The organism is Saccharopolyspora terrae, from assembly GCF_004348435.1.
Taxonomy (GTDB): domain Bacteria; phylum Actinomycetota; class Actinomycetes; order Mycobacteriales; family Pseudonocardiaceae; genus Saccharopolyspora; species Saccharopolyspora endophytica.
Genome location: NZ_SMKS01000031.1, coordinates 37,533 through 54,626 on the forward strand (window position 1 = coordinate 37,533; position 17,094 = coordinate 54,626).

The following is a 17,094-nucleotide window of genomic DNA, read 5'->3' on the forward strand; positions in this document are numbered from 1 at the left end:
GTCGAAGCGCCCTTCTTCGTCGCGTGTCACCAACGCCTCGCGGTGGTCCCGCCATGCCGGGGCGGTGAAGGGGTCTTGCTGTCCGGATTCATCGGACTAGCGTCGGGTGCATCGGAATTCCGCTGCTGAATTCGGCGATCGCGCGCGCCGCACCACTGTTGAGCGATGTGAGGAAAAAGGAAGCATGACCGAGAACGTCCTGACCGGAATTCGTGAGCAGTTCTTCGGCGACGATCCGCTCGAGGTCCGCGAAACCGACCACTACACCCAGGAGTACGTGGGCGGAATGGTCGACAAGTGGGACGACCTGATCGACTGGGAGCGCCGCGCCGCGGGGGAGGGCCGGTTCTTCGTCGACCAGCTCAAGGCCCGCGGAGTGCGCAGCGTGCTGGACGTGGCGACCGGGACCGGATTCCACTCCGTGCAGCTGATCGAGGCCGGGTTCGAGACGGTCAGCGCTGACGGCAGCCCGCAGATGCTGGCGAAGGCGTTCCGCAACGGGATGGACAACGGCGGCCACCTGCTGCGCGTGGTCAACGCCGACTGGCGCTGGCTCAACCGCGACGTGCACGGTGAGTTCGACGCCGTCATCTGCCTGGGCAACTCGTTCACGCACCTGTTCAGCGAGCACGACCGCCGCAAGGCGCTCGCCGAGTTCTACGCGATGCTCAAGCACGACGGCGTGCTGATCATCGACCAGCGCAACTACGACGCGCTGCTGGACGGCAAGGCCGGCGGCAAGAGCAGCTACTACTACTGCGGAACCGAGGTCGAAGCGGTTCCCGACCACGTCGACGACGGGTTGGCCCGGTACCGCTACGAGTTCCCGGACGGCAGCGAGTACCACCTGAACATGTACCCGCTGCGCAGGGACTACCTGCGCGGGCTGCTGCGCGACGTCGGGTTCCAGCGCATCGACACCTTCGGTGACTTCCAGGAGCACCCGGTCGACGAGCCCGACTTCTACATCCACGTCGCGGAGAAGACCTACGTCGAGGACCCCGACGCCTGACCTGCGCCCTAGACCCGCCACGGGGACGCCAGGTGCGGCCCGGGAACCGTTGTTCAGCGGTTTCCGGGCCGCACCCGCAGGTCGGCCTCGATGCGCGCCGCCGTGCGCGCCAGCAGCGGCACGATCTCGCGCTGAACGCCTTCCTCGGTGGAGCCGTGCTTGTACAGGGAGACGTTGACCGCGGCGAACACCCGGCCGTCGGTGTCGCGGACCGGGACGGCCACGCCGCGCAGGCCTTCCTCGAGCCCGTCGTCGGCGATCACGAATCCGCGCTTGCGTACCGCGGCGAGTTCCGCCAGCAGCTCTTGGCGGGTCGTGACCGTGTGGGGTGTGACCGGTGCCAGCTCGACCGAGCGGAGGCTGGCCTCCAGCCGCTCCGGCGGCACTGCGGCCAGCAGCACCTTGCCCATCGAGGTCGCGTGCGCGGGGAACCGGGTGCCGACCGGGATCGTCACCGACAGCAGCTTCGGGCTCGGCACCTGAGCGATGTAGCGGATCTCGGTGCCCTCCAGCACCGCCATCGCGGTCATCTCCCGCACCTGCCTGGTCAGCTCCTGCAGGTGCGGTTCGGCAATCTGCGGCAACGACCGACTGGTGAGATAGGCGTGGCCGAACTCCAGCACCTGGGGCGTCAGCGCGTAGCGGCGGTCGGTCTGCTGCACGTAGCCGAGCTCCACGAGGGTCAGCAGGATGCGGCGAGCACCGGCCCTGTCCAGGTCCGCGGCCTGGGCGACCTCCGTCAGCGACAGCTCGGCCCGCTCCGCGGTGAACGCCCGCAGCACGGACATGGTCCGCTCCACCGCGCGGACGAAGTGCTCTCCACGCTGTTGCGGCACGACACCTCCCGACTCGCCTCCTGCGAAGCCTATCCGGTGCGGTACCGGAAGGAACTCATACCGACCGGCCGGTCTGTCTGGACTGGAGGGCGGGCGACGGGTTTAACTGAAGGCCGAAATCTGGTCGGGACCCCGGAGGGATCAGCGAACGTGACCGCCGAGAGCGAAGACGAACTGCGGGAACGCCGGCAGGCGGTGCGAGAGCTCGGTTCCGCGCTGCGCGACCTCACCGACGCCGCCGTGTCCACCGAGGCGGACACCGAGACCCTGCGCGAGATCACCTCGCAGGTGAGGGCGCTCGTTCCCCCGCTGGACGCGGTACGCCGCGAGCGCGGACAGCTGGCCGCCGTGGACGACGGTCGGCGCCCGCGCCGCCTCTACAGCCCGGCCGTGGGTCCGGGAAACCCGATCGCCCCACCGATGCAGGTGGAGATCGTCGACGGTGCCGCTGTGGGCACCTGCACCCTCGGGCTGGCCTACGAGGGTCCGCCGAGCTACGTGCACGGCGGCATGAGCGCACTGCTGCTCGACCAGATCCTCGGGCACGCCCACGCCGCAGGTGGAGCGCCGCCCGGCATGACGGTGCAGCTGTCGCTGCGCTACCGGCGGCCGGTGCCGCTGACCACCCCGTTGCGGATCGTCGGTCGCGTCGAGCGGGTCGATGGTCGCTGGACCGAGTCGAAGGCCACGATCTGCACCGCGGAGGCACCGGACACGGTGCTGGTGGAGGCCGAGGGCAAGTTCGTGGTGCCCAGCGCCGAGCAGTCGAGCCGGCTCTTCGGGAAGGTCGAGGGACTCGTCAAGTGAGGTAATCGAAGGCGGTGCGCGAGGTTCAAGGAGGAGCCGCATGTACCCAGGTGTCCACGCCGTCACCACGCCCGACAAGCCGGCCCTGATCATGGCCGGCTCGGGCGAGGTGCTGACCTATCGAAAACTCGACGAGCGTTCGCTGCGGCTGGCCAACGCGCTGCGCGCCGCCGGGCTGTCCAAGGGCGACGTGGTCGCCGTGCTCTCCGACAACAACCTGCACGCCTACGAGGTGTACTGGGCCGGCGTGCGCTCGGGCCTGTACGTCTGCGCCGTCAACAGCCACCTGCAACCAGACGAGGTCGCCTACATCGTCAACGACTCCGGCGCCAGCGCGCTCGTGGTCTCGGCCGGCTTGGGGGCGCTGCCCGAGCAGGTCGCGGAACTGACCTCGGACGTGCGCGTCCGGCTGGCCTACGGCGGGCCGGTGGCCGGGTACGGGGACTACGAGGAGGCTCTGGCCACCGCCTCCGCCGAGGCCCCGGCGGTGCAACCGTGCGGTGCCGACCTGCTGTACTCCTCGGGAACCACCGGCCGTCCCAAGGGAATCCGGCCCGAACTGCCCGACCGCCAGGTGCACGAGCCGGGGAACATACTGGTCGATCTGCTGCGCGGCTTCTACGGCTTCGACGAGGACACCGTCTACCTGTCCCCGGCGCCCGTCTACCACGCGGCTCCGCTGCGCTACTGCGCGGCGGTGCACGCCATCGGCGGGACCGTGGTGATGATGGAGCGCTTCGAACCCGAGCAGGCGCTGCGGGCGATCGAGCGCTACGAGGTGACCCACAGCCAGTGGGTGCCGACCATGTTCGTGCGGATGCTCAAGCTCGACGAGCAGACCCGCCACCGCTACGACCTCTCCAGCCACCGCAACGCCGTGCACGCCGCCGCGCCCTGCCCGATCGAGGTCAAGCGGGCGATGATCGAGTGGTGGGGCCCGATCCTGCAGGAGTACTACTCCTCCACGGAGGGCATCGGCATGACGATGATCGACTCGGCGCAATGGCTGGAGAAGCCGGGCTCGGTGGGGCGACCTCTGCTCGGCATCGTCCGCGTCTGCGACGAAGCGGGCGACGAATTGCCGGCCGGTGAGGTCGGCACCGTGTTCTTCGAACGCGAGGAGATCGAGTTCGAGTACCTCGGCGATCCCGAGAAGACCCGCTCGGCCAAACATCCCGGCCACCTCAACTGGGCGACGACGGGTGACCTCGGATACCTCGACGAGGACGGGTACCTGTTCCTCACCGACCGCAAGGCATTCATGATCATCTCCGGCGGGGTGAACATCTACCCGCAGGAAGTCGAGGACGTGCTGGCGCTGCACCCGTCGATCCTCGACGTGGCCGTCTTCGGCGTCCCGGACCCCGAGATGGGCGAGGCGGTCAAGGCCGTCGTGCAACCCGCGCCGGGAGCGCGACCGGGACCGGAGCTGGAGCGGCAGATCATCGACCACGCGCGCGAGCGGGTGGCCCACTACAAGGTGCCGCGCAGCGTGGACTTCGTCGACGAGATGCCGCGCACACCGACCGGAAAACTCGTGAAGGGCAAGCTCAAAGCCCGCTACGCGAACTGAACTGAAAGGGATATCCGTGGATCGACGTTGGGGCATCTCCGTTCCGCTGCCCGAGCTCTCGCTGCCGGAGCAGCGCGAACTCATCGCCGAACTGCCCGACCTCGGCTACACCGACGTGTGGTCGTCGGAGGCCAACGGCGCCGATGCGTTCACCCCGCTGGCGCTGGCCGCCACGTGGGCTCCGCAACTGCGGCTGGGCACGGCGATCGTGCCCGTCTACACCCGCGGCCCGGCGACATTGGCGATGAGCGCGGCCACGCTCGCCGCCGCGGCCCCGGGCCGGTTCGCGCTGGGAGTGGGCACCTCGTCCAACGTCATCGTGGAGCGCTGGAACGGCATTCCCTTCGACGAGCCGTACAAGCGGGTGCGCGACACCGTGCGGTTCCTGCGCCGCGCGCTGAGCGGTGAGAAGGTCACCGAGTCCTACGACACCTTCGAGGTCAAGGGGTTCACCGCCGGTCTGGTGGCCGATCCGGTGCCGCCCGTGCTGGTGGCCGCGCTGCGCCCGGGAATGCTGAAGCTGGCCGGGCGGGAGGCCGACGGCGCGATCATCAACTGGCTGTCGCCGGACGACGTGCGCACCGTCGTGCCCTACGTGCGGGAGGGCGGCCCCGACAAGGAGGTCGTGGCGCGCATCTTCGTCATGCCGGACACCGATCCGGACACGGCGCGGGCGTTGGCGCGACGGCACATCGCCGCCTACATGAACGTGCCGGTCTACCGCGCTTTCCACGAGTGGTTGGGTCGCGACGAGCTCACCCCGATGTGGGAGGCGTGGGACGCCGGTGATCGCAAGGCCGCGCTCGCTGCGATCCCGGACAGCGTGGTCGACGACCTGGTGGTGCACGGCCCGGCCGAGCACTGCCGCGAACGCGTCCAGCAGTACGTTGACAACGGTGTGACGACACCTGCGATCGCGCTGGTCGCGCCGGGCGACCCCACCGAGGCCGTCCGGGCGCTGGGGTTGAAGTAGCGCGCGTTGGCCGCGGTGTCAGCTCAGGGCGGCGGGCTGCTCGTCCAGCCCGCCGTCCAGGTGCGCGGTGTCGTTGAACCGCCGCACGATCCAGCGTCCGGCGGTGACCACGATCTGCGAGATCGAACCGTTGCTCGCCCCGAGGAACGCCATCGGGAGGCTGCCGCTGGCGATGGACATGATCTCGCCGATCACGCCGCCGTGGGTGAACACCGCGATGCGCTCGTCGGGGTGGGCGGCGGCGAGCCGGCTGATCGCTCCGGCGACGCGATCGCGCAGCACCTCGGCGCGTTCGGCACCGGGGATGACGTCCCACCGGCCCTCGCTGTGCATCCGCTGGATGACCGGGTCGTTCTGGGCGACCTTCTGCCGGAACAGTCCGCCTTCGAACTCGCCGAGGTGGACTTCGCGCAGGTCCTTCTCCACCTGAGGGACCAGACCGAGCCTGGCGGCCAGGGGAGCGGCGGTCTCGGTCGTGCGGCGGAGGTTGGTGACGTAGAGGGCGTCCAGCCGCTCGTCGGCGAGTCGTCGGCCCACGCGCTCGGCGTGCACCCGGCCCGCCGGGGCCAGTTCCGGATCGCCTTGCCCGTCGACGAGGTCGAAGGGCTTGCCCGGGACCGCCGGAGCGGACTCGCCGTGCCGGACCAGCAGGATGTCGGTGGCACCGGCGGGCGGCGTGAACGCGGACTGCCGGTACTCGACGTCGGACATGGTGCCCCGCTTTCTGCGCTCGTGCTTGCAGACCGAACTTTTCCACTGCGCAAGGTCGTTTTCAAACCCGCGAAACGGATGGTGCGATGACGTACACCGAGATCGGATACGAGGTTTCCGAGGGAATCGCCACGATCACCCTCAACCGCCCGCAGCAGCTCAACGCGTTCACCCACGTGATGCGCGGCGAGCTCATCGGGGCCTTCGACGCCGCGGAGGCCGATGACGCGGTCCGCGCGGTCATCGTGACGGGTGCGGGCCGGGCGTTCTGCGCGGGCGCGGATCTCAGCGCGGGGGAGGACACCTTCAACGGCGAGAACAACGACGTGCGGGCACAGGCCCACCGCGAACTCGGCGAGGTCGACGGGGTTGCGCGCGATGGTGGCGGCACGGTGGCGCTGCGGGTGGCGGCGATGCGCAAGCCGGTGATCGGCGCGTTCAACGGTGCCGCGGTGGGCGTCGGAGTGACCATGACGCTGCCGATGGACATCCGCATCGCTGCCGAGAGCGCCAAGTTCGGATTCGTGTTCACCCGCCGGGGAATCCTCCCGGAGGCTGCCTCGTCCTGGTTCCTGCCGAGGGTGGTCGGCATCTCGCAGGCGATGGAGTGGGCCGCGACCGGGCGCCTCTTCGACTCCGCGGAAGCGCTGTCGGGCCGCCTGGTGTCCCGTGTGGTCGCCGATGACGAGCTGATCCCCACCGCGCGCTCGATCTGCCGAGAGATCGCCGAGAACACCTCGGGGGTGTCGGTGGCGGTGGCCCGCCAGCTCATGTGGGGAATGCTCTCCGCGTCATCGCCGTGGGAGGCGCACCGGTTGGACTCCAAGGGGATCAACGTGCTCGGTGCCGGGGCGGACGCGGCCGAGGGGATCGGTTCGTTCCTGGCCAAGCGGCCTCCGGAGTTCCCCCTCCGGGTGAGCCAGGACTACCCCGAGTTCATGCCGGAGTGGCCCGCTCGCCCGGAGGGGGTCTGAGCGCCCGCTTTTTCCCACTCTGCAGTTGTCAAGCACCATGTCGCCGGGAGCGCCGGCCATCTGAGGATCGGTGAGGTCAAAGACGTTCGGGCATCAGCGCGTGCCGGGCGGTGGCTCGCGGGCCACGGCTCGGCGGCGTTGCTCGACAGGGGCACGAGCTCCATGGCCGAGCGAATGTCGCGCTCCGGAAGCGGATTCCAGGTCCTGATGGCCGAACATCGTTGAAGTGAAGAGGTGTGCATCAGCAGTGGGCGACGATCCTCGGGTGACTCCTGTCGAACGCATGTGTCAATGGTGCATCTCGTCGTTCGAAAGTGCGAGCGAAAAGCGCCTACACGATCAGGTGATCACGTGCGAAAACCGCTGCAGGACAACACCATCAAGTGATCACCTTGGATGAATCCACAGCTCACGCGCCTGCCAGCAGGCTGGTTCCCAGCGACACCATCATCACCGCGATCACACCGTCGAGCACGCGCCACGAACCCGGCCGGGAGAAGAACCCGGTCAGCAGTCGCGCCCCGAAGCCCAGGGCGACGAACCACACGCAGCTGGCCGCCAGCGCACCCGCTCCGAACTCCCAGCGCATCGCGCCGTAGCCGGCCGCCACCGAACCGATGAGCAGGATCGTCTCCAGGTAGGTCTGCGGGTTCAGCCACGTCATGGCCAGGCACGTCAGCGCCGCCCGCCTGCGCGATGACGTCTCTCCGGTACCGGCTTCGAGGCCGGACGCGGGGCGCAGCGCCCGTCGGGCGGCGAGGAATCCGTAGCAGAGCAGGAAGCTGCCGCCGATCACGGTGCAGAGGGTGAGCAGCGTGGGTGAGCTGGTCACCAGCGTTCCGAAGCCGCCCACTCCCAGGGCGATGAGGATGACGTCCGAGACGACGCAGATGGTCACCACCAGCAGCACGGCGTGCCGTCGCAGGCCTTGGCGCAGCACGAAGGCGTTCTGGGCTCCGATCGAGACGATCAGGGACATGCAGGTCGCGAAACCAGCGGACATCGGGAGCAGGGCGTTGGCCATGCGGTCGACGCTAGGTGCCGATCGGTGAACAGTACAGCTAACGATTCTGAACTACCATTAGGAGATGTGAACTTCGATCTGCCCTTGGACCACGTCCGGACGCTGCTCGCCGTGGTCGACGGCGGCACCCTGGACGCCGCTGCCGCCGCGCTGCACGTGACGCCGTCGGCGGTCAGCCAGCGGCTCAAAGCCCTGGAGCAGCGCACCGGACGCGTCCTGGTGATCCGCAGCAAGCCGGTGCAGCTCACCGATTCAGGCCAGGTCGTGGTGCGCTTCGCCCGGCAGCTGGCGCGGATGGAGGGCGACGTGGCCGCCGAGCTCGGCATGTCGGGCAGCGGTGCGCCGAACACGCTGCCGATCGCGGTCAACGCCGACTCGCTGAGCACCTGGTTCGTGCCGGCCCTGGCGCGGGTTCGCGAGGACCTGGGGATCTGCTTCGAGCTGCACCGCGCCGACGAGTCGCACACCACGACGCTGCTGCGGGAAGGGCGTGTGATGGCGGCGGTGACCTCGACCCCGGACCCCGTCCAGGGCTGCTCGGTGCGCCGGCTCGGGCACATGCGCTACCTGGCGTGCGTGGCTCCGGGGCGGAAGGGGGAGCGGTCGCTCGCGCAGGTCCTCGACGAGGTCCCGGTGCTGATCTTCGACAGCCACGACGACCTGCAGGACGCCTTCGCCCGCACGATCACCCGAGGTCGGGGTGCCGGTGGTCCCCGGCACTTCGTCCCCTCCTCGGAGGGGTTCGTCGAGGCCATCGTGGTGGGCCTCGGCTGGGGAATGGTTCCGCGGGTGCAGGCCGATTCGCTGCTGAGGTCCGGTGCGCTGGTCGACATCGCACCGGACCGCGGCGTGGACGTGCCGCTGTACTGGCAGCAGTGGAAGCTCGACTCGCCCGCGCTGGCCGCCGTGGCGGACGCGGTGCAGGCCAGCGCCGCGACCGACCTGGACTAGGCCGGGTCGGCGAAGTTCGGGGTGCGCTTCTCCAGGTTCGCCGAGATCGCCTCCAGCTGGTTCGGCGTCCCGATCAGCGAGTGGATCGCGACCTGCTCGGCCTCGAAGCCCTCGTCGAGCGGGATGCGCCCGGCCAGGTCGAGCAGCCGCTTGGACTCGCGGATGGCCTGCGGGCTCTTGCCCGCGATCTCGCGCGCCAGCGCCAGGGCCGCCGCGTGCGGGTCCTCTTCGACGCGGGTGGCCAGCCGCAGTGCGACGGCCTCCTCGCCGCTGACCACGCGGCCGGTGAACGTCAGCTCCTTGGCGACATCGCGGCCCACCAGCTCCGGCAGCACCTGGGTGCCGGTCATGTCGGGGTTGATGCCCCACTTGATCTCCAGCACCGACAGCCGGGCGTCCGGGGCGACCAGCCGGATGTCGGCGCCCAGCGCGATCTGCAGCCCGCCGCCGTAGGAGACGCCGTGCACCGCGGCGATCACCGGCTGCGGCATCAGCGTCCAGATGTGCACTGCCTGCTGCGCGAGCGCCTTGGCCGGGCCGTCGGTCTCCAGGCGCGGCGGGCGAGCGCCCTCGGCCATCTCGCCGAAGACGCTGAAGTCCAGGCCGGCGCAGAAACCGCGCCCCTCGCCGGAGAGCACGACCGCGCGCACGCTGGAATCCGCGCGCAGCCGTTCGCCGGTGGCGACGAGTTCCTCGAACATCGCTTGGTCGATGGCGTTGAGCTTGTCGGGGCGGTTCAACCGCACGTCGGCCACTCCATCGGTGACGGTGCAGCTGATCCGCTCTGCTGTCGACACGGGCTCTTCCTCCAGGCAGGGTTGCGAAAACCGCGCGCTGCAGGGCGAAACCGTGCGCGGCGGAACTTAGCGAACGTTAAGGGCCGCGCGTGCGCGCAGTCAAGATCGGGCCCCGGGCGCGTTCTTGTGCTCGTCGCCTCACTGTGCCTAGCGTCACCGACGAGTTCGCCGACCCCGGATGAGGTGGGATCTATGGCTGGGCCGATTCGGATCGCAGGGTTCTCGGGCTACTTGGGAGACAGGCGCAGCGCGCTCGACGAGGCGATGGCGGGAGATCCGGTCGACGTCCTCATCGGTGACTACCTCGCCGAGTTCACCCTCGCGATGCTCTCCGCCCGGCACCGCAACGACCCGTCGCGCGGTTACGTCGAGTACTTCCTGACGCAGCTGGAACCGCACCTGCCCGCGATCGCCGAGCGCGGGACGCGGGTGGTCGTCAACGCGGGCGGGTTCAACCCGGCGGGGCTGGCCGAGGCGGTCCGGCGGCTGGTCGCCGAAGCCGGAGCGGACCTGCGGGTCGCCCACGTCGAGGGCGACAACGTGCTGCCGAGGCTGGACGAGCTGCAGGCGGAGGGGCACGACCTGGCCAGCATGGACACCGGCGAACCGCTGTCGAGCTGGCGAGGGCGACCGGTGGCGGCCAACGCCTACCTCGGCGGCTGGGGAATCGCCGCCGCGCTGCGCGCAGGAGCCGACGTCGTGGTGTGCGGGCGGGTCACCGACGCCTCCCTGACCGTCGGCCCCGCCGCCTGGTGGCACGAGTGGGAGCGCACCGACTTCGACCAGCTCGCCGCGGCCGTCGTCGCCGGGCACATCATCGAGTGCGGGCCGCACGCGACCGGCGGCAACTTCTCCGGCTTCACCGAGATCCCAGGTGTGGTCGCACCGGGCTTCCCGATCGCCGAGATCGACTCCGACGGGACGACCGTCATCACCAAGCATTCCGGGCACGGCGGAGCGGTCACAGTGGACACCGTGACCGCGCAGCTGGTCTACGAGATCCAGGGGCCGCGCTACCTCAACCCGGACGTCACCGCGCACCTGGACGCCGTGCGGCTCAGCGAGATCGGGCCGGACCGGGTGGAGCTGTCGGGCACCACCGGCTCGCCGCCACCGCCGACGACCAAGGTGGCGCTGTTCGCGCCGATCGGCCACCAGATCGTCACCACCCTCTACGCCACCGGTCTCGACATCGAGGAGAAGGTGGCGCTGATCCGCGAGCAGGCCGAGGCGCTGCTGGACGACGCCGAGGCCGAGCTCGATGTCTCCGCGATCGGTGTCGCAGCCGAGGATCCGCAGCGGCAGTGGGACGCCACCGCCCAGGTGAGGATCATGGCCACCGCGGCGGAACGCGAACCGCTGCAACGACTGGTCGCCGGCGTGGGTCAGCTGTACCTGTCGAGCATCCCGGGCTTCTTCACCGACACCGCCGCACGGCAGGCGGCGACGCCGAGCACGCGCATCGACTACTGGCCCGCGCTGCTGGACGTCGGCGCGGTCGGGCACGTCGTGGTCCTCGACGACGGTTCCCGCATCGAGGTCGAACCGAGCGCGGTCGTCGAAAAGCCCTCCCAGCCAGAGCATCCCGAGCCACCGCTCTGGGAACCGCGTTCGACTCGGCGTGTGCCGCTGGGACGCGTCGCGCACGCCAGGGCAGGCGACAAGGGCGGCAACAGCAACGTGGGCCTGTGGGTGTCGGACCCGGACGCCTGGCCGTGGCTGCGGAGCCTGCTCACCGCGGAGGAGCTGCGCCGGTTGATGCCGGAGGCCGCGGGACTGGAGATCGTGCGGCACGAGTTCCCGAACCTGCGCGCCGTCCACTTCGTGCTGCGCGGACTGCTGGGCACCGGCGGTTCCAGCAACCTTCGGGTCGATCCGATCGGCAAAGCGGTGGGGGAGTTCCTGCGCGCTCGGCTGGTGGACGTGCCGGAGGAGCTCCTCTAGATCTCGCCGTCGGGCCGTGCGGTAATATGCGTATGCCGCACGCAATAGGGGATTGCGAAGCGATGGGGTCGGGGCGGTTCGGCGGCATCGGCTGGGGGTGATGCCGCCGAACCGGACTCGCGAAATCTCCGAACACGCCGTGCAGAACACGGGTTGTTAACCCGTTCGGCGTAGCCTCTACGCGCGACGAAGACGCCGACGTCGAGCACGAGGATGGACAGCGATGCCCGATCGACACGTCCAGCCCAGTGGCGCTCAACTGCTCTGGGGCGACAGGAGCCGCCCACCGCGCGGACCGAAACCCACGATGAGCCTGCCCCGCATCGTCGAGGCAGCCGTCCAGCTCGCCGATTCCGAAGGTCTGGAGGCGCTGTCGATGCAACGGCTCGCCGGAGAGCTCGGCGTCGGCACCATGTCGCTCTACCGCTACGTGCCGAGCAAGGACGAGTTGACCAGCCTGATGCTCGACACGGCCATCGGCGCTCCACCCGACATCGGCAAGCGAGCCGGCTGGCGCAGCGCGATGGAAACCTGGGCCCGAGCCAACGTCAGCGTCTTCGAACGCCACCCGTGGGCGTTGGCGCTGGTGACCCGGCCGCGGGTGATGGGGCCGAACGAGGTCGGTTTCCTGGAAGCGGGGCTGGCGGCGCTGCGCGGCACCGGTCTCGGACCGGCCGACATGCTCAACATCGTGCTGCTGGTCAACGGTTTCGTCCGGGGCAGCGCCCCCTTCGTGGCTGACCGGGGTTCCGACGAACCGCAGATGATCAGCGCGGCGATGCTGGCCGAGTTCGGTCAGCAGGAGGCCTTCCCGACCGTCTGCGAGGTCATGGCCGCGGTGGCGCAACGCCGCCCGGGCAAGGCCGACGTTCCGTTCGAGTACGGATTGCGCCGCGTCCTGGACGGCGTCGCCGCCCGCATCGAATCGCTCTAGCGCCGCGACGACGTCAGCGCGCTGAGGGGATCGCGGCGCCGAAGGTGGCGGGGAGCGGGAGCGCCGGCCTGTTGCGGTGCGCGTCCATGATCGAGATCGCGGTGGCCGTCTCGCCCTTGCGCAGCGCGTCGATCAGCATGCGCTGCTCGTGCACCAGTCTTCGCCGAGCGCCCTGGTCGTAGAAGTGGACCGAGCGGTACGGCTCGGTCATGGTCCATATTCGCTCGATCTCGTCGACGATCAGGTCGAGCCGGGAGCTCCGGAAGATCACGAAGTGGAAGTCGTGGTCGAGCTCGGTCATCCGCAGCACGTCGGTGGCCTCCGCGGCGGCCTCGATGCTCCGGTTGAGTTCGCGCAGATCGACCAGCTGCGCGTCGCTGAACTGCGGAACCCGGCGCAGCACCGTGGACTCGAGCGCGGCGCGCATCAAGTACGACTGCTGCAGCTCGTCGGAGGACAGCCGGGTCACCGTGTAGCCCACGTTCGGCTGGTGGCGCACGACGCCTTCGGCCTCCAGCGACTTGAGGGCCTCCCGGATCGGAACCCGGCTCATCCCCAGCCGTTCGGCCAGGGCCTCCTGCCGCAGGGGCTGTCCCGGAAGCAGTTCCTGACTGCGCAGCATCCGCCGGATCTGATCGACGGCGCGCCCCACCGAGGTTCCCGCCATTGCACACGCTCCGCGCTCGACTGGATCGGTGCCGGGATAGTAACGCACCGTGTTCGGAGTCTTACGCGGAGATGTGGTCTTCGTCAGTCGATGCGTGCCCGGTGCGCGGCGGCTATCGTGCGTTTCGTATGTCCCACTCCTCATCACCGGGCGGAGACGCTGTGCCGAGCCCCTGGCAGCCGCTCTTCGAACAGGCTGCGGCAGCCATGGCGATCATCGACTTGCAGGGCAAGTACCTGCACGTCAACGATGCGTTCTGCACGATGCTGGGTTACCGCCCGGAGGAGCTGGTCGGTCGCGACTACCGCAGCGTGACGCACCCCGATGACATCGACGCCGAGGGTCCGATCGAGTCGGAGGTGCCGCTGGAGAAGCGCTACATCCGCTCCGACGGGAGCGTGATCTGGGTGCTGGTCTCTCGTTCGTTCATCCGGGACGCCCTCGGTGCACCCGTCTACTTCCTCTCCCAGAGCCAGGAGATCACCAGCCGCCGCGAGGCAGAACTGCTGTGGCAGCGCAGCTTCGCCAACGCCCCGATCGGCATGGCGCTGCTGGACCTCAAGGGGTACTGGACCGAGGTCAACGACACGCTCTGCGACATGCTCGGCTACACCCGCGAGGAGATGCTCGGCAAGCACTTCAGCGAGGTCACCTTCGAGGACGACGACGAGCGCGGCCGCGCGGCGCTGGAGGATCTCGTCAACGGCGTGGTGGAGAGCGTCAACATCGAGAAGCGCTACCGGCGCAAGGACGGCCACGCGATCTGGATGCTGATCCGCGCCACCGCGGTCCCGGGGGCCAGCGGGAGGCCGGCCTTCGTGGTCAGCCAGTACGACGACATCGGCGAGCGCCGCCTCGCCGACGCACGCTTGGCGCAGCTCGCGCTGCACGACCCGCTCACCGGCCTGGCCAACCGCACGATGCTCGCCGACCTGATGGACCTGGGGCTCAGGCGGATCGCCAGGGGAGACGGGATGCTCGCCGTCATCGTGGCCGATCTCGACGAGCTCAAGCCGCTCAACGACCAGTACGGCCACCTGATGGGGGACAAGGTCATCATCGCCACCGCCCACGAGCTGCAGGAGGCGGTCCCCGGAGGCGACGCGGTCGCGCGCCTCGGTGGCGACGAGTTCGTCGTGGTGGGGCTGGTCGAGAGCGCAGCAGAAGCCGCCGCTCTGCGCGACCGCATCGAGCAGCGCCTCAACCGGGAGGTGACGGTGAGCGGAACGACCCTGCGCCTGCGCACCAGCGTCGGGCTCGCCGTCACCACCGATCCGCACGCCACCCGGGACGAGCTGCTGCACGCCGCTGACCAGGACATGTACGAGCGCAAGCGCCGCCGGGGCGCGGCCCGCGACTAGGGAGCGGCGAGCTCGTCGAGAGCGGGTTCGATCGCCCGGTGGAACGTGGGGTAGGCGAAGATCATCTCGCTGAGCCGGGAGATCGGCACCTCGGCGTGCACCGCGACGGCCAGCGCGCCGATGATCTCTCCGCCGGACGGGCCGACGGCCGTGGCACCGACCAGGACACCGCGATCGCCGTCGGCGACCAGCTTCACCAGGCCCTCGTTGCCGACCTTGTGGATGAAGCCCCTGGTCGATTCGGGCAGCCGGGAGATCGCGGTGCGCACCCGGTCGAGTTCGGCGACGGCTCGGGTCTCGGTCAGCCCGACGGTGGCGACCTCCGGATCGGTGAACGTCACCGACGGCATCGCGCGGTAGTCAGCGGGGGTGACCTGCTCGCCGAGGATGTCGGCCGCCGCGATCCGCGACTGGTAGACCGAGGTGTGGGTGAACGCTCCGTGGCCGGTCACGTCGCCGACCGCCCAGACGCCGTCGGTGGCGCGCATCCGGCCGTCGACGGAGATCGTGCGGGCGGTGTCGTCGAGGCCCACGGCCGCCACGCCGAGCGCGCCCAGGTCCGTGCGCCTGCCGGTGGCGACCAGCAGGTGATCGGCCTCGAACTGCTCTCCCTCGGTGGAGATCTGGAAGCGCCCGTCGTGGGACACCCGCTGCACGGCGCTCCCGACCCGGACGCGCAGCCCCTCGGCCAGCAGGCGGTCGGTGATCACCTCGGCGGCCTCCGGCTCGGACAGCGGGAGCAGTTGCGGCTGCGCCTCGATGACCGTGACCTCGCTGCCGAACCGGGCGAAGACCTGCGCGAACTCCAGCCCCACCGGGCCGCCGCCCAGCACGACGAGCGACTCCGGGAGCTTCTCGATCGACACGACCTCGCGGTTGGTCCAGAACGGAGTGCCCGCCAAGCCCTCGATCGGTGGGACGGCCGGTTCGGTTCCGGGGTTGAGCACGATGGCGCGCCGGGCCCGCAGCACCTGCTCGCCGACCGTCACCTCGCCGGGAGCGGTGATCCGCCCGACGCCGCGCACCAGCCGACCGCCGGTGCCCTCGAACCGGCGGACCGCGATCTCGTCGTTCCAACCGGTCGTGGCCTCGTCGCGGATGCGAGCGGCCACCGGGGACCAGTCCGGCCGGACGGTCGACGACCCGGCCAGCTCGCCCACGCGGCGCGCTTCGGCCAGCGCGTCAGCGGCGCGCACCATGATCTTGGTCGGGATGCACGCGTAGTACGGGCACTCGCCGCCCACCAGGCGCGATTCGACTCCGATCACCGACAACCCGGCACGTCCGAGTCGGGCGGCCACGTCCTCGCCACCCGGCCCCATGCCGATCACCACGACATCGACCTCGTCGGCCACCTGGCCCACCCCCCGCTCTCGTCTCGCCCCCAGCGCACCACTGCAGGGGCGGGAGCGCTAGCCGAGCGCCGTGCGCAGCACCGCGTAGACCTCGCGCATCGCCTCGGCCGCGACCGGTATCGCCTCGGCGTCGGGGGCGAAGCCGTGGAAGAGCCCTGGGCAGTGCTGGGTCGAGGTCGGCACACCGGCTTCCTCGAGGCGCTCGGCGTAGCGCCTGCCCTCGCTGCACAGCGGGTCCATGCCCGCGGTGAGCACGTGCGCGGGTGGCAGGCCGGTGAGGTCGTCGGCGCGCAGCGGCGAGGCGTGCGGGTGGTCGCGGACCTCCAGGTCGGGGGCGTACTCGTCCCAGAACCACATCATGTGCTGCTTGGTCAGCAGGCAGTCCGGCCCGCTGTCCACGTAGGACGGCGTGGTGAAGTCGTGGTCGGTGACCGGGTAGATCAGCAGCTGGAAGGCCACCTCCGGGGTGCCGCGCTCCTGGGACTGCAGGCAGGTCACCGCCGCGAGGTTGCCGCCTGCGCTGTCGCCGGCCACGGCCAGCCGGGACGCGTCGGCGCCGAGCTCCTCGGCGTGGGCGGCGGCCCACACGGTCGCGGAGTAGGCGTCTTCGACGGCGGCGGGGTAGCGGTGCTCGGGCGCGAGCCGGTAGTCCACCGAGATCACGATCGCGCCGACCTCGTTGGCCAGCGAGCGCGCCAGGCCGTCGTGGGACTCCAGGTCGCCGAAGACCCAGCCGCCGCCGTGGAAGTACACCAGCAGCGGCAGCCCGGTCCCGGTGCTCGGCCAGTAGATCCGCACCGGGATCTCCACGCCGTAGGAGCCCGGGATCAGCCGGTCCTCGACGCGCTCGACCTCCGGGCGCGGTCGGTCATCGCCTCTGGCCGCCGAGAGCCTGCGGGCCGTCGCGGCGTCGGTCACCTCGCCGCCGAGGTCGGGGAACAGCTGCTTCGCCTGTGCGACGAAGGGTTCGGCTTCCGGATGCAGCGGCATGGTGTCCTCCACGGGCAGGCTCGACCGGACTTGTAGCCCGGCTTGAGATGTAATCCGACCCGGCCCCGGGTGGGCATCGGCCAGTTGAGCGATCGTTTTCCCGCATCATGGGAACCAGTCATGGTGTGGCAGATCACAAATTTGCCGATGAGCAGCCCGTAGCGTCCGTTCACTTCCCGGTTGCA

15 protein-coding genes and 1 pseudogene are annotated in these 17,094 nt (G+C 69.9%); 9 read left to right on the top strand and 7 right to left on the bottom strand.

The genetic code is table 11. The features are described from left to right. Positions 1-184: 184 nt before the first annotated feature. Positions 185-994, top strand: a pseudogene (locus tag E1181_RS18080) (glycine/sarcosine N-methyltransferase); the annotation flags it as partial. A gap of 71 nt (positions 995-1,065) precedes the next feature. Here the strand turns inward: E1181_RS18080 and E1181_RS18085 are convergent. Continuing rightward, a complete protein-coding gene (locus E1181_RS18085; RefSeq protein ID WP_235876855.1) occupies positions 1,066-1,848 on the bottom strand; it encodes an IclR family transcriptional regulator domain-containing protein in 783 nt (260 codons plus the stop codon). 150 nt (positions 1,849-1,998) lie between these two features. Between E1181_RS18085 and E1181_RS18090 the strand changes: the two genes are divergently transcribed. From E1181_RS18090 to E1181_RS18100, 3 genes are read left to right on the top strand one after another with little or no spacing between them, the layout of a single operon-like run. Then, positions 1,999-2,655 carry a PaaI family thioesterase gene (locus tag E1181_RS18090; RefSeq protein ID WP_132676304.1) on the top strand — a complete coding sequence of 219 codons (657 nt, stop codon included), beginning with the start codon at positions 1,999-2,001 and terminating at the stop codon, positions 2,653-2,655. Between the two features lie 40 nt (positions 2,656-2,695). Continuing rightward, positions 2,696-4,228 (top strand): acyl-CoA synthetase, encoded by a 1,533-nt coding sequence (locus E1181_RS18095; protein ID WP_132676306.1) that lies wholly within the window; start codon positions 2,696-2,698, stop codon positions 4,226-4,228. 16 nt (positions 4,229-4,244) lie between these two features. Then, positions 4,245-5,201 carry an LLM class F420-dependent oxidoreductase gene (locus E1181_RS18100; RefSeq protein WP_132676308.1) on the top strand — a complete coding sequence of 319 codons (957 nt, stop codon included), beginning with the start codon at positions 4,245-4,247 and terminating at the stop codon, positions 5,199-5,201. Between the two features lie 18 nt (positions 5,202-5,219). On the opposite strand, the gene E1181_RS18105 is transcribed toward E1181_RS18100, so the two are convergent. Beyond that, the gene (locus tag E1181_RS18105; RefSeq protein WP_132676310.1) at positions 5,220-5,912 is read right to left on the bottom strand and encodes a histidine phosphatase family protein; all 693 of its coding nucleotides are present in this window, start codon (positions 5,910-5,912) and stop codon (positions 5,220-5,222) included. A gap of 86 nt (positions 5,913-5,998) precedes the next feature. On the opposite strand from E1181_RS18105, the gene E1181_RS18110 reads away from it, so the two are divergent. Then, positions 5,999-6,886, top strand: coding sequence for an enoyl-CoA hydratase-related protein (locus E1181_RS18110; protein ID WP_132676312.1), 888 nt, complete (start codon positions 5,999-6,001; stop codon positions 6,884-6,886). Positions 6,887-7,295: 409 nt separating this feature from the next. Here E1181_RS18110 and E1181_RS18115 read toward each other — a convergent pair whose 3' ends face one another. Beyond that, positions 7,296-7,910, bottom strand: a complete 615-nt coding sequence (locus tag E1181_RS18115) for a LysE/ArgO family amino acid transporter (protein ID WP_132676314.1) — start codon at positions 7,908-7,910, stop codon at positions 7,296-7,298. A gap of 66 nt (positions 7,911-7,976) precedes the next feature. Here E1181_RS18115 and E1181_RS18120 point away from each other — a divergent pair, with 66 nt between their 5' ends. Next, a complete protein-coding gene (locus E1181_RS18120; RefSeq protein ID WP_132676316.1) occupies positions 7,977-8,861 on the top strand; it encodes a LysR family transcriptional regulator ArgP in 885 nt (294 codons plus the stop codon). Here E1181_RS18120 and E1181_RS18125 read toward each other — a convergent pair. Then, positions 8,858-9,658 (bottom strand): crotonase/enoyl-CoA hydratase family protein, encoded by an 801-nt coding sequence (locus E1181_RS18125; RefSeq protein WP_235876856.1) that lies wholly within the window; start codon positions 9,656-9,658, stop codon positions 8,858-8,860. The two genes, E1181_RS18120 and E1181_RS18125, sit on opposite strands and share 4 nt — an antisense overlap. A gap of 192 nt (positions 9,659-9,850) precedes the next feature. On the opposite strand from E1181_RS18125, the gene E1181_RS18130 reads away from it, so the two are divergent. After that, a complete protein-coding gene (locus E1181_RS18130) occupies positions 9,851-11,602 on the top strand; it encodes an acyclic terpene utilization AtuA family protein (protein ID WP_132676318.1) in 1,752 nt (583 codons plus the stop codon). A gap of 223 nt (positions 11,603-11,825) precedes the next feature. Further along, positions 11,826-12,536: a TetR/AcrR family transcriptional regulator gene (locus E1181_RS18135; protein WP_132676320.1), complete on the top strand. Its 711-nt coding sequence runs from the start codon at positions 11,826-11,828 to the stop codon at positions 12,534-12,536. 13 nt (positions 12,537-12,549) lie between these two features. Here E1181_RS18135 and E1181_RS18140 read toward each other — a convergent pair whose 3' ends face one another. Further along, positions 12,550-13,203, bottom strand: a complete 654-nt coding sequence (locus E1181_RS18140; RefSeq protein WP_165944662.1) for a GntR family transcriptional regulator — start codon at positions 13,201-13,203, stop codon at positions 12,550-12,552. Positions 13,204-13,331: 128 nt separating this feature from the next. Between E1181_RS18140 and E1181_RS18145 the strand changes: the two genes are divergently transcribed. Next, positions 13,332-14,564 carry a sensor domain-containing diguanylate cyclase gene (locus E1181_RS18145; RefSeq protein ID WP_132676324.1) on the top strand — a complete coding sequence of 411 codons (1,233 nt, stop codon included), beginning with the start codon at positions 13,332-13,334 and terminating at the stop codon, positions 14,562-14,564. On the opposite strand, the gene E1181_RS18150 is transcribed toward E1181_RS18145, so the two are convergent. Further along, entirely contained in the window at positions 14,561-15,919 is a 1,359-nt protein-coding gene (locus E1181_RS18150) for a dihydrolipoyl dehydrogenase family protein (RefSeq protein WP_165944663.1), read from the bottom strand. The two genes, E1181_RS18145 and E1181_RS18150, sit on opposite strands and share 4 nt — an antisense overlap. A gap of 57 nt (positions 15,920-15,976) precedes the next feature. Then, the gene (locus E1181_RS18155; RefSeq protein WP_132676328.1) at positions 15,977-16,909 is read right to left on the bottom strand and encodes an alpha/beta hydrolase; all 933 of its coding nucleotides are present in this window, start codon (positions 16,907-16,909) and stop codon (positions 15,977-15,979) included. Positions 16,910-17,094: the final 185 nt, after the last annotated feature.